Source organism: Tolypothrix sp. VBCCA 56010 (genome assembly GCF_050875635.1).
Lineage (GTDB): Bacteria > Cyanobacteriota > Cyanobacteriia > Cyanobacteriales > Nostocaceae > Hassallia.
The window spans coordinates 14,581-37,917 of record NZ_JBPAOH010000050.1; the positions used below are offsets into that span (position 1 = coordinate 14,581).

Genomic DNA, 23,337 nt, shown 5'->3' on the forward strand with positions numbered 1-23,337 from the left:
ACACGCAGCGCGATCGCTTTGTTGTCTTTTGTCCCTTATATGAGATTTGCCCCACAGTCATGCGATAGTTGAGCGTGATAATACTGCTTCTGTGAAAAGTGTTCAATCACTGGAAAAATGCTGTAAGCGTTGTTTGAGTTCACGAATTGCAGCACTGGTATTCCGCTCATAGGCAACTTCAAAACACCTCGCAACTATATCCTGGAGGTTGATATCTGAAAAATATTGGCTTTGAGTTTGAGCGATGTATTCTGTATTCTGCAACTGATAAATATACAGTTGTTGTTTGCGGTACAGCCAAACTTCTGGTACTTGTAATGGGAGGTAATCATTCACATCAGAATAGCTGGTAACATCAATTTCCAGAACTAAATCCAAAGGAGGATCGTTACTGAATTTTATCAGGTGAGACTAATGCAAACATGGCTTGTACGGTGTTAAATTGAGAATTCAACGTTCAAGATTATTCTAATTCTATTTTGGATTGTAAAAATAGTAGAGTAGGGTGCGTTATGCGCTCTTTGAAAGAGCGCACGCCCAATAGATGATATCAATCTGGGTGCGTTACTACGAATGGCGCACCCTACAAATTAACTTGTATTACAATGTCAGTATTTCGCCATCCAAATTGAAAATTATGATTGCTGACACAACTTCTGAACTGTTGACAATTCCGCCTTTGGAAAATGGCGATAAGCTCACTCGTGCTGAATTTGAGCGACGCTACGATGCTATGCCTAATCTGAAAAAAGCAGAATTGATTGAAGGAGTTGTTTACGTGGCATCCCCATTGAGAATCAAAAGTCATGGAGAACCCCATGCTTGCATTATGACTTGGTTGGGAGTATACACAGCAGCTACACCAGGCGTGGGGTTGGCTGATAATACCACAGTTTTATTAGATGCGGATAACGAACCGCAACCAGATGCTTTATTAAGAATAGAACAAGGCGGACAATCCCGAATTAATGAGGATGATTACTTAGAAGGTGCGCCAGAATTAATTGTAGAAATCGCTGCTTCTACTGCTTCTTATGATTTGCATGAAAAACTCAAAGTTTATCGTCGCAATCAAGTTCAAGAATATTTAGTTTGGCGAGTTTATGACCGTGAATTTGATTGGTTTAGGTTAAATGAAGGCGAGTATATTCAACTTGAACAAAATCCATATGATATAGTTTGCTCTCAATTTTTTCCGGGGTTGTGGTTAGCAAAATCAGCGTTATTATCAAAAGACTTAGCGAAAGTATTAGTTGTTTTGCAGCAGGGATTATCTACACCAGAACATCAAACTTTTGTTGATAAATTATCTAGTTAGCACCAGTTACCATCCACAGTCAGGAATTCAGGTACTTGCTTACAAATTCTGATGGAGTCAAACACTCAAACTCCCCAGTTTGTTAAGCTAAAATGCGAATTAACTTATGGTTAGCAGAAATAAAACAAGTAATGCTTACTGCGATCGCCCTAAAAGTTAAAGCGCGAATAGAGTGCGATCGCTTGACTTTTCAAAGCGTGCGATGAGATTTGCCTTACCATGCGATAAAGTTTTGTTGAGAAATTATCTAGTTAGCACAAGTTACCATCCACACCAAAGTTCCTAGTATTACATCAACAGGAGGGAGGGGATAATCTATCCCCGGCAAAATAGCAAACCGTGCCTTGCGGTGGGAGTCGTTTCCATTTTAAGTAAAGTTCAAGCCGTAGCTAACACAGTTTCATCTGTGTTTAATTCAGATCGTAATACTATAATTAAACTTAAAGCTGTAGTTAATGCGCTATTAGGATTAATTATACTTACTTTTGATACTATAAGTAAACACAGAAGCTGTAGTTAACGCAGCTTATTCTGTAGTTATAGATGATGAAGCTGTGCTTAATACAGCTTCTTCTGTGGTTAATACAGCTTCTTGTGCGATCAAGTTAGACGCTTCAAATCAATTACGAAAATTTACTAATAATTATGTAACTTAAAATACAACTTTTTGTGGATTTTGCTGAACCAGAATGTAGTTGCAGTAAGACATAGTAACTTTATCAACCTTACCTTGGAAGTAAATTTATGTCTCTGAGAAAACGTACATCTCGCGTTCTAGAAAATGCTGAGTTAAGATCCGCTGCACTGAAAGCTATCGATCTCAATCTGGATCTTGGGGATGCTTGCAACTTGAAAAACCTAACACAACTAATTGAGGAGTTACGCACTAAGATAGATGCTCATAACACTGCTATAACCGCTATTGACTCTTCCAAAACACAGATTGAACAGTTAGAACAAACCTTGGGCAATCTCTGTGAGAAGATGCTGATTGGGATTGCTTTTAAGTACGGCAAAGACAGTCAGGAATATGAGATGGCAGGTGGTGTTCGTAAAAGTGAACGTATCCGCAAAAGTAGAGCAACCCGCTTGAAAACTGCTGCACAGAAAGCATCCAGCCACACTCAACCCGCGTAGGGGGAGAGGGGGGGAGGGGAGAGGGGGGGACAAGGGAGAGGGGGGGGACAAGGGAGAGGGGAGAGGGGGGGACAAGGGAGAGGGGGGGGAAGTTTGAGGCAAAGGAAGTGAAATTTAACGCAAATGCAAATTATAAGCGCAACAGATGCGTGGAAATCATTTTAAAATAGTTTGAGCGGTAGCGATCGCCTCTTCCACCTTCTCCACAACATAAATATTGTTCGGCGAGATTTTTTGAAAGAAAACTTTACTTTCTACATCGTCACTCAACAAAATCACTTGCTTGTTTGCTTTTAAAGCCAAAGCAATTTCTGACGCTGTTCCTGCACCCATACCACAAGCAATCAGCAAATCGCTGGAAAGTACATTAATATTATTGCGAGCATTTCCCATATCAGTAAAAATGGCAATATCAACAGATAAAGAAATGCCTCTTTTACTATCATCGGGAAGAATCCCTACAACTAAACCATTGGTAGACTTTGCACCCTTACTCGCTGCATCCATCACGCCGACATTTCTACCACCAGTCAGCAAAATCCATTGTTGTTGGGCTATTAGTTTACCAAGTTCATAAGCATTTTGCAAATCCTTTGCTGTTGCCTTTTCACCGGGTCCCATCACACCAATAATGATTTTTCGCATAGATAAAAAATGAAAGCGATCGCATCAACTCAACAACCAACCACCAACAACTATCCACCAACAACTATCCACCAACAACTATCCACCAACAACTATACACCAACAACTATCCACCAACATCGTTTTTTACCAGCGATGCGGACTGAATAAAATTACAACTGTTCCGATTAAGGAAATTGTCACGCCAAGTAAATCATACTTATCTGGTTTTACACCTTCAACTAACCATAACCAAATCAAAGATGAGAGAATGTAAATACCACCATAAGCAGCATATACTCTACCAGCGTTTGAGGCATCTATTTTAGTTAGGGTAAAAGCGAAGATAATTAAAGCTAAGATACCGGGAATAATTAAAAGTATACTTTTTCCCAGTCTGAAAGTCGCCCAAAAAGCGTAACAACCGGAGATTTCGCCTAGTGCAGCAACTAAGAATAAGACAAATGTTTGCATTATTATAAATGACCTCTGAAGTACAAAACTCTACCTAACAAAGGCATTTACTATAGGTTTTATCGAACAGTCTTGTAACACGTCCACTTTTTAAGAGCTTCCAACTTCAATGACTTTACCCGGAGCGATCGCACCCAGTACGTTGCGTACTTCTGGTATCAGTGGAACTAAATCGGGAAGGCGGTTGCTGGGTGCTACGAGAACAACGACTGCAACTGCTGCTTGCTGTAAGTTTTGCTGATATTGTAGATTTTGATCGGTGGTCAGCAAAATTGCAAAACCCTCTTGAGACATGAGTTGCAGTAACTCACCGTTGTTTTTACCCGACCATCCCATCTCTACAACTGTCCGTATCTCGTAATCATTTTCACACTTTAGAGGTCTTGGAACGCATTCGTCAAGCAGGATTCGCATAAGCAATCAACATTTGTTTTGCTAATTCGAGAGTTGCGATCGCCTGCTCGCGGCTGACACTGGGAAAATGGTCTAAAAACTCGTCAAGTGAGTTACCTGCTTCAAGATAATCAAGCAATGTTTTCATTGGTACGCGAGTCCCAACAAAAACAGGAGTTCCCCCCAGGATATCAGGGTCGCTATGAACAACACGCGATGTGGATGCCATAACAATCTAGCCTACTGACATTAATATTTCTTTGATCCTAACCCAGAGTCCTCTCAATTCCTGCTTAATCTTGAGGAAGTGTTAAGCTGCGATGGGTGCAAACAAGGGTGTTGTATCTGTGTAGAATCTGACAGAAGCTGCTAAACCGTTTTTGTTGCGATCGCTAAAAGCTACGGCTCTAATTGTTACAGCTTGCCCGTCATTTCGTTTATAATGATTCAAAGCTTCGAGAACAAAAGACGAATCGCTGCCGTAAATATTTAGCAAGTCGTGTTCCAAGCTAGCAAAACTAGTCCAGTAATCAGAGAGAAACTCTACAATAGCAGCCTTACCCTGAACAGGAGCATTGTTGTTAGATTGCATAACACAATCATCTGCTAGGAAAGTACTGTACAGTTCAAGGTTCTTGCTGTCAATAGCGTGCAAGTAAGCGAGATACCACTCGTAGGTCTGTTGTGAAAGCTGATTAATTCTAAGCTTATCGGTTCTCATAATACTAGACGTGTTACTACAAAATGCATTTATGTGGGCTGCTGCCTCGACACAAAAATATCTGGAGGCACAGCCTCTATGAATAGATGCTCTCATGCAGAGCGTTTGTGTGCGAGAAAAACTAAGAATAAGACAAATGTTTGCATTTTCGGCTTGAGGTTTAAAGCATTTTATTAACTACCTCTGCCGTCTGTTTTGATGAAACAACGGGAACTATCTCGAATTCACCAAGATCGTGCCACTGTAATATCCACTCCTGAAATAAGCGTGGGTCGTTGCACTCCATAAGTTGAAAGCAGCGGTCAAAGTTGGCTTCAACCCAACTATCTACATAATTTAACCCCTCAGGCATCATACGCCCTTTTTCTCGAAATCGACGATATATCTCTTTTGGATCGCGATTATTAAATCGCTCAATTACCATGAATAGCATTCTCTTGCCTCACTCTTGTGACCAAGCCCCGTTGGGGCGGGGTGTAGGGTGTGGGGAGAGAGATAGCCCCAACAACCAGTGGGAAACATACGCCCCGTCCTTCAGGACGATTGCATTGGTCGGGGAATCATACGCCTCGACCAATGCTGTCTTTTCCCCTACACCCTAACCATGCAATCCCACACCCTTCTTGTTGACAGACTAAAAAGACCCGGCAATCATTCCTGCAAGGACGATAAAACCAATCCAAACATTTTGTTTAAACATTTGCGCGTAAACAGGGTTGGGAAGGTCTTTCTTAATTAATTGAAGATATTGCCAAACCCAGCCAACAGCAGCAATTGCCAGGGTAATCCAAAATGCATACTTTAGATGCATTAAGATACCTAGCCAAGTAAGAAAAAAGATGGTTGCAGCAAAGAAAATTCCAATTGCTAGAGGTGCGCGATCGCCAAAAAACAAAGCGCTAGAATTAACATTAATACGCCGATCATCTTCGCGATCGCTCATCGCGTAAACAGTATCAAATCCCAATGTCCACATCACAGTCGCACCCCAAAGTAACCAAGTCGGTTGCGAGAGGTTTTGCGTCACCGCACTCCAACTAATTAATACACCAAAACCCCAAGCGATGGAAAGCACTAACTGCGGTACAGGAAACACTCTTTTCGCACCAGGATAAAGCAAGATTACTGGTACTGCTGCCACACACAACCAAAAAGAAAGCGGGTTAAGATAAAAGGCAAGAACTGCTGCACAAAACATCGCCACAATTGCGACAACAATACCCACTTTTACAGATAAGGCACGAGAAGCAAGAGGACGCGAACGAGTTCTTTCCACCTGCGGATCGATGTCTCGATCCCACAAATCATTCACAATACATCCAGCTGCACTTGTGGCGATCGTTCCTAAAGCAATGACACCAACTAGCGGTAAAGGTGGTTTCCCTGAAGCTGCCAAAAACACAGCCCAAAGAGCAGGAATCATCAAGATTAACCGTCCTTCTGGTTTGTGCCATCGCAGTAGTCGGATAATCACAAGCCACATCGGTTCGGTGTTGCTTTCTGGTGTCCTCAGCATAAAGAGCAAAAATAACTAGAGGTAGATGAGTTAATACATCTTTACATCTATAGAATAGCTTTATTTGCTATTTGTAAAATTACAACTTGGGAACTAGGGATTAGTAGGTGAGGTTCGTAGTGAGCCAGCGCGGTCTTGGGGGTCTCCCCCATGAGCGACTGGCGAACCCGAAGGGTGAGCGCAGAGAGCGCTCAAATCAAGGACTAAAGTCCTTACTACTAACTAATACCCTTCATAATTTATGAAACAGACCACTAGGTACTGGGAACTGATAACTGGGTGCAAACAGATCGATTCTTTCCTTATCCAAGCGTCCCTAGTCCCTAGTACCTAATCCCCAATCCCTTTTACCATCCTTAAGTGAGAGAAAAATAGATGCTGGATTCAATTTCAGCTAGCTGGGAGAGTACTCCAACTCAAACAGTTGAGCAACACCGGATTATTGCTGCGATTGACTTAGGGACAAATTCTCTGCATATGGTAATTGTGCGGATTGAACCAACATTACCATCTTTTAGCATTATTGCCAGAGAAAAAGAAACTGTTAGACTGGGCGATCGCGATACTAAAACTGGAGAACTAAAACCAGAGATAATGGAAAAAGCGATCGCTGCCTTGGGACGCTTTCAAGAAGTTGCGAAAACTCTCAATGCGGAAACAACTATTGCGGTAGCAACTAGCGCTGTGCGCGAAGCACCCAATGGTAAAGATTTTTTGCAAAGAGTAGAAGATGAGTTGAGTTTAAGCGTTGACTTGATTTCTGGTCAAGAAGAAGCGCGGCAAATCTACTTGGGTGTACTGTCGGGGATGGAATTTAACGACCAGCCTCACATTATCATTGATATTGGCGGCGGTTCCACAGAAATAATTTTAGGCGATAGTCATGAAGCGCGAGTTCTCACCAGTACTAAAGTCGGTGCAGTGCGACTAACGAGCGAATTAATTACCACCGACCCCATCAGCAATGCCGAGTTTCAGTACTTGCAAGCTTACGCACGCGGTACATTGGAACGTTCTGTAGAAGAAGTGCAAGCGAACATACAGACGGGAGAAACTCCCCGTTTGGTAGGAACTGCCGGCACAATTGAAACTTTAGCGCTGATTCACGCACGGGAAAAGTCCGGTTCTGTCCCGGCAACACTCAACCGCTACGAGTTTAGTTTAAAAGATTTGCGCGAGTTGGTCAATCGCTTGCGGAAACTGAATTACTCAGAACGGGCAGAGATTCCGGGAATGCCAGATAGACGGTCAGAAGTGATACTTGCGGGAGCCGTAATATTACAGGAAGCAATGACCATTTTGGGCGTTGATTCGCTGACAGTGTGCGAGCGATCGCTGCGGGAAGGTGTGATTGTAGACTGGATGTTGACCCACGGTTTAATTGAAGATAAACTGCGCTACCAAGGTTCGGTAAGGGAACGGAGTGTCCTCAAACAAGCGAAAAAGTACAACGTCAATTTAGAACATAGCGATCGCGTTGCCAAATTTGCCCTCTCGTTATTTAACCAAACTCAAGGTAAATTACACAACTGGGGTGCAGAAGAAAGACAATTATTATGGGCAGCGACGATATTACACAATTGCGGTCATTATGTTAGCCATAATGCTCACCACAAGCACTCTTACTATCTAATTCGCAATGGTGAGTTACTCGGTTATACAGAAACAGAAATAGAAATCATTGCTAATTTAGCGCGTTATCATCGCAAATCAGCACCGAAGAAAAAGCATGAAAATTACGCCAATCTACTGCACAAAGAAGACAGGCAAATTGTCAGCAAATTGAGTGCTTTTGTTAGATTAGCAGTTGCCCTTGATAGAAGACAAATTGGCGCGATCGCACGAGTGCAGTGTGAATACAATCCAGATTCTCAGGAATTACAACTGCATATCTTTCCATCTCATCCTGATGACGACTGCGCTTTAGAACTCTGGAGTGTAGATTTGAAAAAAGAGGTGTTTGAAGCAGAATTTCAGTTGAAATTAGTAACTACTTTGGAAAGTGCTGTTACAGTTAGCTAGAAACGTAGGGTGCGTTACCGCGAATGGCGCACCCTGTGAAAAAGAGGCTTTCCCTTTCCCCTTTCTCCCTCCTCGGTAATGACTCCATACCATGATTATCTGAGAAACGTAGGGTGCGCCATTCGCAGTAACGCACCCTACAGTTCTTCAAAAGCTTTATACCAATTCTATGTGAGGCTGCACATAACGCCCTGAGGCTGCAAGCCTGGGGCTAAACGAACGAAGCCCACCTGCGTGGGCTAAATTAGGCGCATCTTCATAGAGAAATGGTATTACGAGCAACAGTGCAATATTAAACCCTGTACAATCCAAGCATCAAATGTGCCTAAGAAGCCTTAAAAAGTCATATCATAACCGTTGAATTACCGATAATCAAACATCTTTGCAGTCAGGAATATAAGAGAGGACGCTCATTCCTGACTGCAAACTTATTAAAGATAGATATTCGCTGATTTATTTACTTTTTGGTGTGATAGGCGATCGCTATAAGTTAAAATATGCAAATGATGGGAGCAGTTCACATTAAAGTAAAGCTAACAAACGCAATAGATGAGGCGCTAGTAAATCGGGGATTACTTGCACCTCATCTTCTGCGCGAACATGAAACTGAAGCTTTAGTAGACACAGGTGCAGTCACTTTAGTAATTCCCGCAGCAATAGTACAGCAGCTAGGCTTGCGAATTCGCGGACAACGGGTAGCGCAATATGCTGACGGACGCCAGGAAAGTGTGGGAGTCACCGAACCTGTGATAATTGAGTGTGCAGGACGTGAAACTATTGAAGATGCCCTGGTAACTGGTGATGAAGTTCTTATTGGTCAGGTTGTATTAGAAAAGTTAGACTTCTTAGTGGATTGTAAGAACCAGCGATTAATTCCAAACCCGGCAAATCCTGACTATGCAGTAATGCAAATTAAGTAGCGAATCGGGAATGGGTAATGGGTAATGGGGAAAGGGAAAAGGGAAAAGGAAAAGAATTATTACCAATGCCCAATTACCAATTACCACGTTACCAATTACCAAAATCAGACTTGCCATATTTTGAAGACTGATAAAGCTGTTCAATCCACATACGTATATCACCTTCAGAACCTGACATGAAAGATTTTCCGGTTACAGGATCGTAAGCTTTCCAATAAATATTACCGTAACGGTCAACTTTTTGCCAAACTTGTAATTCCTGAGAATTGGTTAATAGCGTATCTACCAATCTTTGCCATAAATCATGTAAAAACTTATTATAAGATGAGGAAGTTAGAAAACTAGTAGCTTCTGTGTTTTCTGATTTAAAACAAATTTGGTTATCTTTCATAAAATTACTCCTGATTTTCTTCAAAAAATTAATTGAAACGCCTAAAGACAATTTTTTCTGTAAAAAAATCAGATTTATTCCAATTTGATCACGAGAAAAGTATTTGTTTTTGGTAATTTTCCTGTAGGCTCATTGCCTGATGTTTTTACAGTAGCGATCGATCGAGAAAAACTAGGGAAGATTCAGCTATTTTTTTCGGACTTACGCTTTAAACCGGCGTAGTTCCTTTACGAGTGCGATAATTCATGAATTATCGCTACTTACTCATTCCCGTTTTTGCTTAAGCTTTCAGGCAATGATTAAAACCTCCCCACCATTAGCAACAACCCCTGAGGGCATTTGCTTTTGATGGGGTTGGGATGAACCCGGACAAAAACGGACAACATAAAGCTCAATACCTCACTAAAAACGATGATCTCGGAGCATTTTGAGGCGGTTCTTGACGACATGCGATTGGAACCAAACAGATCAACCGCCTCAAAATGCCAAGGTTGTCCGTTTTTGTCTAGGAAAAATGAAGCGGGTTTATTACTCATTTTTATTCACCGACAAAAGTAAATTCGCCTATAAATGAGTATTCTTTACTTCACAAAACGACATAATTAGGTAAAATTAGGTAAAGTAATTTCTGCGTTAGTGAAACAAAGGCATTTTTCTATTCCATGCAAATGAACGAGCGTGCATCCAAACTTCCCTTTGCCCCGCTACTGTTAATCGCGCCCTTTTTCTTGTGGGGTACGGCAATGGTAGCAATGAAACAAGTAATTCCCCATACCACGCCGCTATTTATGGCAGGAGTGCGTCTAGTGCCTGCTGGGGTGCTAATCTTAATCGCAACTGCATTCATGGGTAGACCTCAGCCTAAAAGTTGGGCAGCATGGTTGTGGATTGCCTTATTTGCGTTGGTGGATGGGACGTTATTTCAAGGCTTTTTGGCAGAGGGATTAGTCAGAACTGGTGCGGGGTTGGGGTCTGTAATGATTGACTCTCAACCGTTGGCAGTTGCTTTAATGTCGTTGTGGCTATTTCAAGAACATATTGGTTTGTGGGGATGGCTGGGACTAGCATTAGGAGTCACAGGTATTAGTTTAATTGGTTTACCCGACGAATTAATTTTGAGTCTTTTCTCAAATCATTCATTCCCCCCCTCTCCCACTCTCCCCCTCCCCCTCTCCTTCTTAGAAAGCGGCGAGTGGTTGATGTTGTTGGCTGCGCTGTCAATGGCAGTGGGAACGGTGTTGATTAGGTATGTATGTCGATATGCCGATCCGGTAAGCGCTACAGGATGGCACATGATTATAGGTGGATTGCCTTTGTGGGGAATTTCATTTTTTAGCGAATCGCACTCCTTGCAAAATCTTGTAGTATCTGATTGGATGGCGCTGTTATATGCCACAGTCTTTGGGAGTGCGATCGCCTACGGATTATTTTTCTATTTTGCTTCTAGCGGCAGTCTCACCAGTCTCAGTTCTCTCACCTTCCTCACACCCGTATTTGCCCTGCTATTTGGCAACTTGTTGCTCAACGAAGTCCTCAGCCCCGTACAGTGGGTAGGAGTCTTTTTGACTTTAGTCAGCATCTATCTGATCAACCAACGTGACACCTTAGCGCAAACAAATCAGAAGGTTGCAGTGACAGAACAAAACAATACACAAGATGAGCGATCGCTTCCGGAAGCATCTGCGAAAAAGCTCAACCTCGTAACTCTACCATTGAGAGAATCTGAACCAGAAATTATGCCCTAATTAAGGAAGACTGTAGCAGCAATTATACTGTTATCTGAATGCTGACCACTAACCGGGGAAAATAGGCGAATTCCTGACTTATCATAATTTTCATCACCTTTAAAGCTTCTTCAAGATATTTTTGTCAAGATAAAAGTTAACATTAAGCCAAGCCCAAGTTATTGTTATATCCATAACTTCCAATGTATCTTCTGGCTGCGAATGTTCGATATGAGGCTACGCCATTCCTCCATCCTGGTAATTACCTGTTTGACTTGCTTGGCATTTGACACCAATCCCGCAAGCACAGTTCCACCTAACCAAGCACCGGAATTTAAACTGTCTCAAACCAATTCCACACAGACAGCCAATTCTTCTATTCTCGCACTTGGCAGTACAGGCGCAGAAGTCGAGGCACTGCAAAAACAACTGAAAGAGTTAGGATATTACAACGGTGTGGTAAATGGAGATTATGGCGAAAGCACTGAACTTGCCGTCTCTAAATTTCAGAAAGCAAAAAACTTGATAACAGATGGTATTGCTGGTGCGACAACTAAACAAAGTCTGCTGACAGCAGTTAAGCAAAAGCAATCATTATCCCTTGCTGCTACCACTCCTACCCCAAAAAATGAGAAAGCAAGTACCAAGGCATCTCCGCAAAAAGATTTATTATGGTGGTCGCTGGTTGGTGTGGGAATTTTAGGCAGTCTTGGTGCAGTGCTTTATTTGCTTAAGAAATCGAGAAAAGTCAAACAAGTTCAATCGGAAAACTTTCATTTTGAAGTTTTGACACCATCTCAGACAAAGCCGGTTCCTGGTTTGTTACCGTTGGACAGCACAGCAGATATAACCAATGCAGAAGAAGCAACTGCACCACCTGCTACAGAAGTACTACCACTAGAAAAAACTTCCCGTTTGGCGAAAGTTAACATCGTTGAGGAATTGATGAAAGACTTACGCAGTCCAGACTTGACGAAACGACGCAAAGCTATCTGGGATTTGGGACAGCAGGGAGATTCCCGCGCAATTCAGCCACTGATGGAGGTGATGATTGACGCTGATTCTCAACAACGCAGTTTAATTTTAGCAGCTTTGGCAGAAATTGGTACGCGCACACTTAAACCGATGAATCGTGCTTTAGCAATTTCACTGCAAGATGAAAGTCCAGAAGTGCGGCAAAATGCCATCCGTGACTTGACTCGCGTTTATGATATGATGGCTCAAATTAGTCAGATGTTGTGTTTGGCAACGGAAGACTCGAATGCTGAGGTGCAAGCAACAGCGCGTTATGCTCTTTCACAAATGAATCGTATCCGCACTTTGTCATCTGGTGAAGAGAGTGAAGAGGAGGATTCGCAAGAGTAACGCTCAAAATTTATTCTACTGCGGATTGTGACATACGGCTTCGATGCGATAACCATCAGGATCAATCACAAATGCTGCATAATAATTGGGGTGGTATTGCGGACGCAATCCAGGTTTGCCATCGTCTTTACCTCCAATTTCCATTGCTGCTGCATAGAAAGCGTCTACTTCTGCGCGATCGCTTGCCACAAATGCCAAATGAAAACCTGACGAGGGGCAAATCTCGGTTAATTCACCTCGATTACCAATCCAAAACATCGGGCGATCTATACCATAAGCTGCAACATAAGGCAAGTTAAATAAGCATTTAATGCCTAATGGTGCAAGTACAACGTTATAAAAATTGATGCTGCGCTGTAAATTACTGACTCCGAGGGATAGATGGTCAAACATAAATCTTCACTATAAAAGCAGCTATGCTGAAGGATTTTCATCAAAGTTGTGTAATGAAATTATATATAACAATCCTCGCTCCTATTTATGAAAAATACTTTGCAAAAATAAACCGCATCGGGTACAAACCCTCTTTAATGCGTGAATTATGAATTAATAATTATTAATTAGGTTAAATGCTTCTACCAAACCCATGAAATTACTTTTCGTTTCCACTTCCGTTGGACCCCTTGGCACTGGACTGGGCGGTGGTGTGGAATTAACCCTGTATAATATATCTCAACAAATGATTCAGCGGGGTCATGAAGTGCAAATTGTCGCTCCCGCAGGTTCGACATGGGATAATCTACCTTTAGTGCAAATTCCTGGTAATTTACAGATTATTGCCCAAAGCCAAGAACGCACAGACCCGATTATCATGCCAGAAAATCCTGTTTTGGCAAATATGTGGGATTATGCTCGTCAGGTTCAAACTGATTATGACTTGATTGTAAATTTTGCTTACGATTGGTTGCCATTTTACCTGACACCTTTTTTCAATCGTCCTATTGCTCACTTTGTCAGCATGGGTTCACTCTCCGATGCCCTTGACCAAATGATTGTACAAGTGGCAAAGCAGTTTCCTGGCACTATTGGCTTTTATACTGCCTCTCAAGCTATCACTTTTTCTCAGTTAACCCCACCCTTACATTACTTGAGTAGTGGTATTGATTTAGGGCTTTATCAGTTTTGCTTACGCCCCAAACAACAGTTAGCCTGGTTAGGTCGCATTTCCCCGGAAAAAGGTTTAGAAGATGCAGTCGCAGTCGCGCAAATTACCCAAATTCCCTTAAAAATTATGGGTAAAATTCAAGATGAATTATACTGGCAGCAGATTCGTGAAAATTACCCAAATGATATCTTTGAATATCTGGGATTTTTATCAACGAATGAAATGCAGCAGGTATTACGTGAGTGTAAGGCATTATTAATGACACCCCATTGGGAAGAAGCTTTCGGCAATGTCGTAATTGAAAGTTTAGCTTGTGGAGTGCCTGTAATATCCTACCGTCGCGGTGGACCAGCGGAAATTATCCAAGATGGCAAAACTGGCTTTTTGGTAGAACCGGATAGCATTTCTGAGTTAGTAAATGCTACACAGCGTATCGGTGAAATTGACCGTCAAGCTTGTCGCGCTGACGCAGAAGCTGAATTTTCTTTAGAAGCTTTAGGTTCGCGCTTTGAAAAATGGTTCAAGACGATTTTAGGTAATAGGTAATAGGTAATAGGTAATTGCTCTTTGTTGTTGACAACTAGATAATTATTAATGCAATCTCAAATCGAAAATTCTAAATCTAAAATTGTTCCGCCTTTTCTCAAACCTGGTGATTTACTGCGAGTAATTGCGCCTAGCGGTGCTTTGCGAGAATTTGCGACCTTTGAACGCGGGGTGGAAATTTGGCGATCGCGTGGTTACAAAGTAGAAATATCTCCCCAGATAGATGATAAATGGGGCTATTTAGCAGGTAAAGACGAAACCCGCCGCCAGCAATTAGCAGCAGCATGGCAAGATCCAGAATGTCGCGGTATCCTTTGCGCTAGAGGTGGTTTCGGTAGCACCCGCATTTTGGAAAATTGGAATTGGGGAGTAGGGGAGATGGAGACAGGGGGACAGGGGGACAGGGGGACAGGGGGACAAGGGGGACAGGGAGGACAAGGAAGCAATTTTTCTTTATCTCCCTTGTCTCCCCCATCTCCCTCATCTCCCCCATCTCCCTCATCTCCCCCCACTCCCCCCCTCCCCCCATCCCCCACTCCTCCCAAGTGGCTAATCGGCTTTTCTGACATCACTGCGCTATTGTGGAGCTTGGAGAAAGCGGGAATTTCCGGCGTTCATGCACCTGTGCTGACAACTTTATCATCAGAGCCAGATTGGTCAATTCAGCGGTTGTTCGATTGGGTGGAAGGTCGTTCTATTGATTCTTTAAAAGGTTCTGGATGGGGTGGGGGTGTGAAAAGTGGAATTTTATTACCGGCTAATTTGACGGTAGCAACTCATCTATTAAATACGCCATTTCAACCGAATTTGAATAATGTGATTTTGGCGTTTGAAGATGTGACAGAAGCACCTTACCGCATTGATAGAATGCTGACACAATGGCGGATGAGTGGAGCTTTATCAAAAGTTAGTGGAATTGCATTGGGTAGCTTTACGAAATGTGAAGCACCGGCTGATGTTCCTAGCTTGAGTGTAGAGGAAGTTTTGCGCGATCGCTTGAGCGATTTAAATATTCCGGTTGTCTCTAATTTACCATTCGGTCACGAAGCACCGAACGCTGCTTTACCAGTCGGGGTTATGGCAACTTTGGATGCAGATGAAGGTATTTTAAGTGTAAAAGCATCGGTAACAGATTAAGATTACGGAAACAAGTTCAAACGAATCCATAGTTGTCGCGCCATCATCTGTGGCTGACTGTTCATCTCTAAACAATCAACAGTTATTCTTCCTTTTTCAGTTGTACCCACAATCATCGCAGATGTAGTATCTACTTGGAAATGATTATCCCATTGGTCTTGTCTTGGATGGAAAAAACGAACTTCGATATTCGAGTCAGGATCTATTTCACTAACACGATTTCCTTTACAGAAAATCGGCGGGAAAGCCCACTCCACGCGCGGGGTGGGATGAACCGTCGTCCGCCGATTTTGGGCATTGGGCATTGGGCATTGGTATTTTTCCCCATGCCCCATGCCCCATTCCCCATGCCCGCGAAATCCCACTCCACGCGCGGGGTGGGATGAGCTTAAGTAGATTACACGAGCGACAAGCAAGAGCTAAATTAAATTCAGAATCTGCGCCTTGCCTACTAATTGGTATGATATGCTCGACTTCAAATGGAAAGTTAAACACAAGTTCGGGTGCATGACAATATTCACAGCGATGATTAGCACAGTCTGCAACCAACGTGTAGTAACGGTTCATTAACTTGCTGATTCCATTAAAGATGCTGTTCGGGCTGTAGCAGCATTCAGTTCAGCTTCGACAAGACCATCTAACTCAGTTTGCAGTTTTTGCGAGAGTGACTGTCCTTCATCGCGTGCTTTCCGCCATAAATCCATTAGCTCAGATAAACGTTTTTGCTGCTCGACACTGAAGAACTCGTCAGGATGAAAGCTTTGAAGCAAAAGTAAAGCACTAAATTCAGTTTCACCTAATTGAGCAGTTAAAGCATCTAAGGCTTGACCCGGAGTTTTGCCAATAGATTCCTTGTCTTTTGCGATCGCACGATAAGACCTTTCACCGCTAGCATCAAATATAGGTAATATTGCTACTTTTGTCATGTTCTGATTTCAAAGTCGCTTGTTTCTCAATTGTATAACTGTAGCTAATAGGATGAAATATTTGATGGTATTGTATTAGGACTTACCTTAATCCTTTCTGTTTCAAAAGCTCATCGACCCAAGCTGCACTGTTTACTGACATGGCAGGTACAGGTTCATGAGCGTAGTCAATTACCAAATCATAGTTACCTTCGTTGTATAATTCACTAATTAATGTTTGTATTTCAAGTAATGGTTCTGTATCGCCTTCACGTAAAGGTAAGGGAAAAGAAGGTATCGGATTTGGCAAATTAAAGGCGTATAAATCTGCTTTGGGACGCTTGGATGCACGGCTAACCAAAATCCTATAGTCAGTTTGAATATTATTTTGTAGTTGCTGTGGCTTACTATCTCGCAGCAAATCAACTTCAACTAAATTCGTATAACTTCCTAACACCTGTAACCGTTTTTTTACATAGGCATTTCGTCCTTCTCCGGAACGTTTATTTTTAGGAGAAAGGATTTCAATTACAGTTACGACTTCTTGCGTCGCTACATCTCGCACTTCTAAGTAAGTCTCTTTAACTGTTTCCGGCATCGTAACATCGACTGTCACAGCTTCCACCACTGGAGATGCAACAGCAACACTCGCTAATTCTGGTAACGGCATTTTTATATTCTGTGCTACATCTGCAACACCTACCAAAAGCAAATCTTCATCTGTTGTTTGATATACTCGCTTTTCAATCGCAACTTTGTACTTTGGGCGCAATTGAGGATTCAGTTTCCGGAAAATTGCTGCTATGAGAAGATTATGAATTTCTGACCAAAATAGTGGATTTTCTAAATATGGGTTCATTCCTGGAAATGGTGAAACAGCCCTCGTATTAACGGTTTCCGGAGATAGGGGACTATCGAACTCGGAGAATGAAGCCATTACAGCACCTCAAAAAAATTACACCCTACCGAGAATACATAGGGGTGCTAGTAGTCTGGCAGACTAAGTTTGAGGGGTAAAAGAACGAACCGCAAAGACGCGAAGTACACGAAGTAAGAGGAAAAGAAGAGAGATTGAAAAATTGATTTACCCGTCAAAGTTGACTTGCCAGACTACTAGGGTACTAACTAATTATATCCAAACCAGTTTGTGCAACTACACTGAGGGGGAGATGGGGGAGATGAGGGAGACAAGGGAGATGGGGAGAGGGGGGGATGGGGAGAGGGGGAGATGGGGAGAAAGAATTATTCTTTTTGTCCCCTTGTCCACGCCAGTCGCTACAACGGAGGGGACCTCCGCAACGCGCTGGCTCCCCTTGTCCCCTTGTCTCCTTGTCTCCCTGTCCTCCTTGTCCTCCTTGTCCTCCTTGTCCTCCTTGTCTTTCTATCCCAATCCCAACCTATCCAAAATAAAGGCGTAATCAAAAGCTAATTCTTTTAAGCTTTCATAACGCCCAGATGCACCGCCATGTCCGGCGCTCATGTTAGTTTTGAGTAAGAGAATATTGTTATCTGTCTTCAATTCTCTTAATTTTGCTGTCCATTTGGCTGGTTCCCAATATTTCACGCGAGAATCATTTAAGCCCGCAGTGATGAGTATATCTGGGTAATCTTTCGCCTCAACGTTATCATAAGGCGAGTAAGATTTCATGTAGTCGTAATAAACTTTGTCGTTGGGATTGCCCCATTCTTCCCATTCCATCGCCGAAAGAGGCAATGAAGTATCTAAAATAGTAGTCACGACATCTACAAATGGGACATCAGCAACTACTACCTTGAAAAGATCGGGACGCATATTTATGACTGCACCCATCAATAAACCACCTGCGCTACCCCCGGAAATAACTAGGCGATCGCTTTGTGTCCATTTTTCGCCAATCAAATATTCTGCACAGGCGATAAAATCTGTAAAGGTATTTTTTTTCTGCAAAAATTTACCGTCTTCATACCATTTTCGTCCCATTTCTTCGCCACCGCGAATATGAGCGATCGCATACACCATTCCCCGATCTAGCAGCGTTAATCGAGTTGATGAAAACGTTACCGGGTAAGAATAACCGTAAGAACCATATCCTGTAAGAAACAAGGGATTTTGCCCATCTTTGTTGATTCCTTGTTTATAAACAATAGATATGGGGATTTGCGTTCCATCTTTCGCCGTAGCCATCAGCCACTCACTTTTATAGTGGCTTTTATCATATCCACCGAGAACTTCCGTTTCTTTTTTCAACTCTCGCTTATCTGTTTCCATGTCGTAATCAAACACAGATAACGGTGTGATTAAAGATGTGTAATTGAAGCGGAGAATATTTGTGTTAAATTCTGGGTTATTTCCTTCATAAAAGGTATATGTAGGTTCTGGAAAAGTAATATTACTTTCCCTACTTGTAGATAAGTTTTGCACTCTTGCAGTTTGCAATCCCGCTTTTCTTTCAGAAATTACCAAATGATTGGCAAACAAACTTACTCCTGATAGCATCACATCTTCGCGATGGGGAATTACAGTTTGCCAATTTTCTTTATTCGGCGTTGCTATGGGGGTTTTCACCAATTTAAAGTTGGTTGCTTCATCGTTAGTAACGATGTAAAAATAATCGCTGTGATGTTCAACATCGTATTCCATGCCTGTAGTGCGTGGATGAATTATCTGAAAATAACCTGTAGGATTATTCGCATCTAAATAATGAATTTCCGTGGTGATGCTGCTATGCAAAATCATCAAGATGTATGCTTCACTTCGGGTTTTTCCCAAGTCTAAATTGTAAGTATCATCAGGCTCGTGGTAAATTAAAACATCTTCAGTTGTCGGTGTTTGTAAAGTATGGCGAAATAGTTGATAAGGACGATTTGCCGCGTTGATTTTGGTGTAAAATACTGTCTGGTTATCGTTTCCCCAAGTTAAAGAGAAGTAAGTTTCCGGTATAGTTTCGGAATACAACTCAAATGTGTTCAAGTCAAGAAAGAAAAGGGTGTATTGTTCCGAACCGCTAGTATCAGTTGAATAAGCTAAGATTTGATGATTGGGACTGATTTGAAATACACCTAAGCTGAAAAATTCATGCCCTTGTGCTAGTTCATTTTGGTCTAGAAGCACTTCTTCTGTTGCGTCGAGACTACCTTTTTTGCGACAGTGAATCGGGTAAGCTTTTCCTTCTTCGGTGCGAGAATAATAGTAATAATCATCTTTGCGGAATGGCACTGATAAGTCAGTTTCTTGAATCCGCGCCAACATCTCATCATAAAGCTTTGTTTGCAAAGCTTCAGTATGTTGCATCATGCTTTCAGTATAAGCGTTTTCGGCTTCCAGATAAGCGATCGCCTTATTGTTGTCGATATCGCGCAGCCAAAAGTAATCGTCAATTCGCCGATCGCCGTGTAACTCCAAAACTTGCGGTTGTTTCTCAGCAATCGGTGGGTTCACAATATGTTGTAAACGGTTATCTTTATTCATATTTTTTTACCTCGATCTCAATGTGCAGCAATTACACTCCTAGTTATGATGAACTAGAAATACCATTAGTGTGGCGCGATTTTTTCAGCCGACACAACCCAATGGCAGGTACAACTCCCAGAATCACCGCAGTTAACCCTTGTCCACTCAAATACAATATCTGAGTCTGGTTTGCTTCGGGAATAAAATCTTGCACTTTCGTTAGCAACCAAATCGAGATACTGATGAAGAAAAATGAAACTGAGGGTAAAAAAGTCCACCACCAAGCATCTTTTGTGTAACGTCGCAATACAAGAAATTGGCAAAACCCCAGCCAAATGCCAGAAAGAATATATAAAAAAGTTGACAAAATGCCCAAAATAACAGTTTGATTAGGAGATATTAAATTTGACGATGCAGCGATCGCACTAATGTAGCTTATCCACGCTGTAGAAACGCTATTGGCAATCAGCCAACCGAAACTGGTAGCCAGCAGCCACAACCAACCGGATACATATTGCCGCACGACGATCGCTTGATCTGCGCCAAAAATTAAGGCAAAAATTAAATCACTGCTGAAGCTTTTACCCAAAGAATACCACGTCAGATGTTGCTGGAAAATGCTTGGTGGTATCCTTTCGACAATAGTTTTTTCTAAAGCAATGCTGGCAATTCCACCTACCACCCATCCTAAAAGCGTCAAAATCGAAAATTGGATAAAGAAGCTTTGGCGCTGCGATCGCGGTATCAAAAGCAATTGCCGCTGAGAATCGTTTGAAGTCAAGGTAAAATCAGAATTATCCGTTTGCATATCTGGGGAATTGGGAATTGGGAATGGGGAATTGGGAATTGGTAATGGGTAATGGGGAAGGGTGGGGGAACCCCACCCCTACAGGTGGAAAAATTTATTCTACTCCCCATTCCCCACTCCCCACTCCCCACTCCCCCTCTCCCCATCTCCCCCTCCCCCCCTCCTCTTTTCCGGCAAGCTCCTGAAAAAGCGTAATCCGAGAATGATAAGCTAAACAGTGGCATAAAAAAACGACTTAGGATGAAGTGTTAAATGGGTGTTTCCTTAAGCGCTCCTCATCTCCTACGAGCTGCTCGTGGTGAAGTGTTAGATCGTCCTCCAGTATGGATGATGCGTCAAGCTGGACGATATATGAAAGCGTATCGAGATTTACGCGAAAAGTATCCTTCGTTTCGCGATCGCTCGGAAATTCCCGAAGTAGCGATTGAAATTTCTTTACAACCTTGGCGAGCTTTCCAGCCCGATGGAGTAATTCTATTTTCCGATATTGTCACGCCTCTACCTGGTTTGGGTATTGAAATGGACATTGCAGAAGGCAAAGGTCCAATTATTCAATCACCCCTGCGCTCTCAAGCCCAAATCGATCAATTGCGTCCTTTAGAACCAGAAGCATCCCTGCCATTTATTAAAACAATTTTGCAGGCGTTGCGTGCTGAAGTCAACAATCAATCAACGGTGTTGGGCTTTGTCGGAGCACCGTGGACTTTAGCAGCTTATGCTGTGGAAGGAAAAGGTTCTAAAACCTATTCCGTAATTAAAAATATGGCGTTCTCCGATCCCACAGTTTTGCATCAATTGCTGGCAAAATTTGCGGATGCGATCGCTATTTATGCCCGCTACCAAATTGACTGCGGCGCTCAAGTAGTACAAATGTTCGATTCTTGGGCGGGTCAACTCAGCCCCCAAGATTATGACGTTTTTGCTTTGCCCTATCAACAAAGAGTGTTTGAGCAAGTCAAGCAAACTCATCCAGATACACCATTAATTCTGCTAGTTAGCGGTAGTGCAGGTGTGCTGGAAAGAATGGGAAAATCCGGTGCGGATATTGTCACTGTAGACTGGGCAGTAGACATGGCAGATGCACGGGCAAGATTGGGCAAAGAAGTCAAAGTGCAAGGAAATCTCGATCCGGGTGTGCTGTTTGGTTCCAAAGCATTTATTCGCGATCGCATTTATGATACCGTTCGCAAAGCTGGTAATTGGGGTCATATTCTCAACCTTGGTCATGGTGTGCTACCCACAACCCCAGAAGAAAATGTCGCTTTCTTCTTTGAAACAGCAAAACAACTGAGTTTAACAGCGGTTACTTAACGTTCTTTGTCGCTAATGGGTAATTGTTAATGACTAATGGTGATGCGATTAGTTATTAACGATTATCCATTAGCGATTATCTTCACTAATTACTATTGCTAGAATCTTCGGTCAATTAATCTAATTAATGGCGCTTCTGTAAACATTTCACTACCGAAGAATAATCTAAAGCATTGATTCAAGACCTATAAAGCTTTTTTGCAGAATAAAGTTACCAATAAAAATTCTGGCGTTGCTGATTTGAAGTATAAATTGTAAATTTTGACAAATTATTATAACATTAAAACCCGCCTTTGTAGAGACGTTCCGCCGGAACGTCTGTACCAAGAATTAAGAATTTCACATAAAAGCGAAATAAAAATTATTATGCCTGAACAAACAGCACGCACAATTCTTGTTATTGGAGCTACAGGAGCGATGGGACGCCCGATTGTTCGCCGTCTGCTAGCGGATGAAAACAACTGGCGCATCCGTGCCTTGACTCGAAACCCCGAAAGCTCTCATGCTCAAGAACTTTTAGAAATGGGAGCGAACGGAAACCGAGTTGAACTCGTCAAAGGAGATACCAACGATCCCGCCAGTGTTGCAGCCGCAATGTCAGGAATCTATGGAGTATTTTGCAACACGAATTTTTGGCAAGATTGCATGGTGACGACTGAACGCGAACAAGGATTACAAATGCTAGAAGCAGCCCGCCAAGCGGGAGTGCAGCACTTTGTCTATTCCTCACTCGATTCGTGTGTCACACTCTCACACGGTCGTATCCCGGTTCCCCACTTTGATGCAAAAGCAGCGGTCGAGCATGAAATTAACTGGCGACGATCCGACGAATTTATGCGTCAAGAAGCCGATGGTTGGTATTCGCGACATGTCACAGTGCTTGTGACGCTTCCTTATATCGAGAATGTCAAGCAATTTGCTGTGCCCGAACAAGGAACATTAAGCGATGGTCGTGAAGGCGTTATTTTCCGGCTACCCTTAGCGGATGCACAATGGTCAATGGTGGCACTCGATGATATTGCCTTCTTTACTGCTTATGTGTTTGCCCATCCAGACGAGTGGGGTGGTCGAACGCTGCCGATCGGTAGTGATAGTTTGACATTCCAAGAAATCGCCGCCACCCTTGAGCGCGTATCTGGCGTTCCTGCCGAGTACCGTCCGATGACTTTAGAAGAATATGCGGCGCTTGGATTGACAAATGTGCATGATGTGATCAACATGCTGCGTTTTTGCATCGAGTACGGAATGCCACGCGATCGCGAATCGCTGCGAAAAATTCACCCTGATTTAATGACTTTTGAGCAGTGGGTGAAGAAAACAGGCTGGCGAGGTGAACCATCACAAGTGCAGAAAGATGCCATGACCGGAAGCAAGTAAGGCGATCGCCCTGCAAGTGCAACAGGCTATATTAAAGTGTCAAACTTTCAACACTGCTGGCACTTATAACGTCGGTATTGGTAATCTAGAGACGTAGCAGTGCTACGTCTCTA

28 protein-coding genes are annotated in these 23,337 nt (G+C 42.6%); 12 read left to right on the forward strand and 16 right to left on the reverse strand.

Annotated features, from left to right (window positions below; genetic code table 11):
* Positions 1-102: 102 nt before the first annotated feature.
* On the reverse strand, positions 103-378 hold the full coding sequence (locus tag AABK37_RS18215) for a hypothetical protein (protein ID WP_432552954.1): 276 nt from the start codon (positions 376-378) through the stop codon (positions 103-105).
* A 259-nt stretch (positions 379-637) separates the two neighbouring features.
* On the opposite strand from AABK37_RS18215, the gene AABK37_RS18220 reads away from it, so the two are divergent.
* The gene (locus AABK37_RS18220; protein WP_432552993.1) at positions 638-1,318 is read left to right on the forward strand and encodes a Uma2 family endonuclease; all 681 of its coding nucleotides are present in this window, start codon (positions 638-640) and stop codon (positions 1,316-1,318) included.
* Between the two features lie 744 nt (positions 1,319-2,062).
* Positions 2,063-2,455 (forward strand): hypothetical protein, encoded by a 393-nt coding sequence (locus AABK37_RS18225; protein ID WP_432552955.1) that lies wholly within the window; start codon positions 2,063-2,065, stop codon positions 2,453-2,455.
* Positions 2,456-2,611: 156 nt separating this feature from the next.
* Here AABK37_RS18225 and AABK37_RS18230 read toward each other — a convergent pair whose 3' ends face one another.
* Positions 2,612-3,100 (reverse strand): TIGR00725 family protein, encoded by a 489-nt coding sequence (locus AABK37_RS18230; protein WP_432552956.1) that lies wholly within the window; start codon positions 3,098-3,100, stop codon positions 2,612-2,614.
* A gap of 9 nt (positions 3,101-3,109) precedes the next feature.
* Between AABK37_RS18230 and AABK37_RS18235 the strand changes: the two genes are divergently transcribed.
* Entirely contained in the window at positions 3,110-3,250 is a 141-nt protein-coding gene (locus AABK37_RS18235) for a hypothetical protein (RefSeq protein ID WP_432552957.1), read from the forward strand.
* On the opposite strand, the gene AABK37_RS18240 is transcribed toward AABK37_RS18235, so the two are convergent.
* The 6 genes from AABK37_RS18240 to AABK37_RS18265 form a co-directional block, all read right to left on the reverse strand.
* On the reverse strand, positions 3,227-3,553 hold the full coding sequence (locus AABK37_RS18240; RefSeq protein ID WP_432552958.1) for a YnfA family protein: 327 nt from the start codon (positions 3,551-3,553) through the stop codon (positions 3,227-3,229). The two genes, AABK37_RS18235 and AABK37_RS18240, sit on opposite strands and share 24 nt — an antisense overlap.
* Before the next feature lie 90 nt (positions 3,554-3,643).
* Positions 3,644-3,889, reverse strand: coding sequence for a hypothetical protein (locus AABK37_RS18245; protein ID WP_432552959.1), 246 nt, complete (start codon positions 3,887-3,889; stop codon positions 3,644-3,646).
* 61 nt (positions 3,890-3,950) lie between these two features.
* A complete protein-coding gene (locus AABK37_RS18250; RefSeq protein ID WP_432552960.1) occupies positions 3,951-4,175 on the reverse strand; it encodes a DUF433 domain-containing protein in 225 nt (74 codons plus the stop codon).
* An 81-nt stretch (positions 4,176-4,256) separates the two neighbouring features.
* The gene (locus AABK37_RS18255; protein WP_432552961.1) at positions 4,257-4,667 is read right to left on the reverse strand and encodes a nuclear transport factor 2 family protein; all 411 of its coding nucleotides are present in this window, start codon (positions 4,665-4,667) and stop codon (positions 4,257-4,259) included.
* A 160-nt stretch (positions 4,668-4,827) separates the two neighbouring features.
* Positions 4,828-5,091 carry a DUF3303 domain-containing protein gene (locus AABK37_RS18260; RefSeq protein ID WP_432552962.1) on the reverse strand — a complete coding sequence of 88 codons (264 nt, stop codon included), beginning with the start codon at positions 5,089-5,091 and terminating at the stop codon, positions 4,828-4,830.
* Positions 5,092-5,301: 210 nt separating this feature from the next.
* Complete coding sequence (locus AABK37_RS18265; protein WP_432552963.1) at positions 5,302-6,183, reverse strand: 4-hydroxybenzoate solanesyltransferase; 882 nt, start codon at positions 6,181-6,183, stop codon at positions 5,302-5,304.
* Positions 6,184-6,558: 375 nt separating this feature from the next.
* On the opposite strand from AABK37_RS18265, the gene AABK37_RS18270 reads away from it, so the two are divergent.
* Together AABK37_RS18270 and AABK37_RS18275 are read left to right on the forward strand one after the other, a co-directional pair.
* Positions 6,559-8,205 (forward strand): Ppx/GppA phosphatase family protein, encoded by a 1,647-nt coding sequence (locus AABK37_RS18270; RefSeq protein WP_432552964.1) that lies wholly within the window; start codon positions 6,559-6,561, stop codon positions 8,203-8,205.
* A 503-nt stretch (positions 8,206-8,708) separates the two neighbouring features.
* On the forward strand, positions 8,709-9,125 hold the full coding sequence (locus AABK37_RS18275; protein WP_432552965.1) for an aspartyl protease family protein: 417 nt from the start codon (positions 8,709-8,711) through the stop codon (positions 9,123-9,125).
* Positions 9,126-9,213: 88 nt separating this feature from the next.
* Here AABK37_RS18275 and AABK37_RS18280 read toward each other — a convergent pair whose 3' ends face one another.
* The gene (locus tag AABK37_RS18280) at positions 9,214-9,516 is read right to left on the reverse strand and encodes a hypothetical protein (protein ID WP_432552966.1); all 303 of its coding nucleotides are present in this window, start codon (positions 9,514-9,516) and stop codon (positions 9,214-9,216) included.
* 662 nt (positions 9,517-10,178) lie between these two features.
* On the opposite strand from AABK37_RS18280, the gene AABK37_RS18285 reads away from it, so the two are divergent.
* Both AABK37_RS18285 and AABK37_RS18290 read left to right on the forward strand, forming a co-directional pair.
* Positions 10,179-11,261, forward strand: coding sequence for a DMT family transporter (locus tag AABK37_RS18285; protein WP_432552967.1), 1,083 nt, complete (start codon positions 10,179-10,181; stop codon positions 11,259-11,261).
* 210 nt (positions 11,262-11,471) lie between these two features.
* Positions 11,472-12,605, forward strand: coding sequence for a peptidoglycan-binding protein (locus tag AABK37_RS18290; protein WP_432552968.1), 1,134 nt, complete (start codon positions 11,472-11,474; stop codon positions 12,603-12,605).
* A 15-nt stretch (positions 12,606-12,620) separates the two neighbouring features.
* Here the strand turns inward: AABK37_RS18290 and AABK37_RS18295 are convergent, their stop codons facing one another.
* Positions 12,621-12,998, reverse strand: coding sequence for a VOC family protein (locus AABK37_RS18295; RefSeq protein ID WP_432552969.1), 378 nt, complete (start codon positions 12,996-12,998; stop codon positions 12,621-12,623).
* Between the two features lie 193 nt (positions 12,999-13,191).
* Here AABK37_RS18295 and AABK37_RS18300 point away from each other — a divergent pair, with 193 nt between their 5' ends.
* Positions 13,192-14,256, forward strand: a complete 1,065-nt coding sequence (locus AABK37_RS18300; protein ID WP_432552970.1) for a glycosyltransferase family 4 protein — start codon at positions 13,192-13,194, stop codon at positions 14,254-14,256.
* A gap of 48 nt (positions 14,257-14,304) precedes the next feature.
* Entirely contained in the window at positions 14,305-15,393 is a 1,089-nt protein-coding gene (locus AABK37_RS18305) for a S66 peptidase family protein (protein ID WP_432552971.1), read from the forward strand.
* Positions 15,394-15,395: 2 nt separating this feature from the next.
* On the opposite strand, the gene AABK37_RS18310 is transcribed toward AABK37_RS18305, so the two are convergent.
* The 6 genes from AABK37_RS18310 to AABK37_RS18335 all read right to left on the reverse strand — a co-directional run bounded on the left by AABK37_RS18310 (position 15,396) and on the right by AABK37_RS18335 (position 20,536).
* Positions 15,396-15,728: a hypothetical protein gene (locus AABK37_RS18310; RefSeq protein ID WP_432552994.1), complete on the reverse strand. Its 333-nt coding sequence runs from the start codon at positions 15,726-15,728 to the stop codon at positions 15,396-15,398.
* Positions 15,619-15,960, reverse strand: coding sequence for an HNH endonuclease (locus AABK37_RS18315; protein WP_432552972.1), 342 nt, complete (start codon positions 15,958-15,960; stop codon positions 15,619-15,621). The genes AABK37_RS18310 and AABK37_RS18315 overlap by 110 nt, the downstream gene beginning before the upstream one ends.
* Entirely contained in the window at positions 15,960-16,319 is a 360-nt protein-coding gene (locus AABK37_RS18320; protein WP_432552973.1) for a hypothetical protein, read from the reverse strand. The genes AABK37_RS18315 and AABK37_RS18320 overlap by 1 nt, the downstream gene beginning before the upstream one ends.
* An 82-nt stretch (positions 16,320-16,401) precedes the next feature.
* The gene (locus tag AABK37_RS18325) at positions 16,402-17,235 is read right to left on the reverse strand and encodes a DUF4058 family protein (RefSeq protein WP_432552974.1); all 834 of its coding nucleotides are present in this window, start codon (positions 17,233-17,235) and stop codon (positions 16,402-16,404) included.
* A gap of 444 nt (positions 17,236-17,679) precedes the next feature.
* Positions 17,680-19,746 carry a S9 family peptidase gene (locus AABK37_RS18330; RefSeq protein WP_432552975.1) on the reverse strand — a complete coding sequence of 689 codons (2,067 nt, stop codon included), beginning with the start codon at positions 19,744-19,746 and terminating at the stop codon, positions 17,680-17,682.
* Between the two features lie 43 nt (positions 19,747-19,789).
* Complete coding sequence (locus tag AABK37_RS18335; protein WP_432552976.1) at positions 19,790-20,536, reverse strand: hypothetical protein; 747 nt, start codon at positions 20,534-20,536, stop codon at positions 19,790-19,792.
* 23 nt (positions 20,537-20,559) lie between these two features.
* Between AABK37_RS18335 and AABK37_RS18340 the strand changes: the two genes are divergently transcribed.
* From AABK37_RS18340 to AABK37_RS18350, 3 genes are all read left to right on the forward strand, one after another.
* On the forward strand, positions 20,560-20,721 hold the full coding sequence (locus tag AABK37_RS18340) for a hypothetical protein (RefSeq protein ID WP_432552977.1): 162 nt from the start codon (positions 20,560-20,562) through the stop codon (positions 20,719-20,721).
* A 67-nt stretch (positions 20,722-20,788) separates the two neighbouring features.
* Positions 20,789-21,847, forward strand: coding sequence for a uroporphyrinogen decarboxylase (hemE, locus tag AABK37_RS18345; RefSeq protein ID WP_432552978.1), 1,059 nt, complete (start codon positions 20,789-20,791; stop codon positions 21,845-21,847).
* Positions 21,848-22,213: 366 nt separating this feature from the next.
* Positions 22,214-23,224 carry an NmrA/HSCARG family protein gene (locus AABK37_RS18350; protein WP_432552979.1) on the forward strand — a complete coding sequence of 337 codons (1,011 nt, stop codon included), beginning with the start codon at positions 22,214-22,216 and terminating at the stop codon, positions 23,222-23,224.
* The last annotated feature ends 113 nt before the right edge of the window (positions 23,225-23,337 follow it).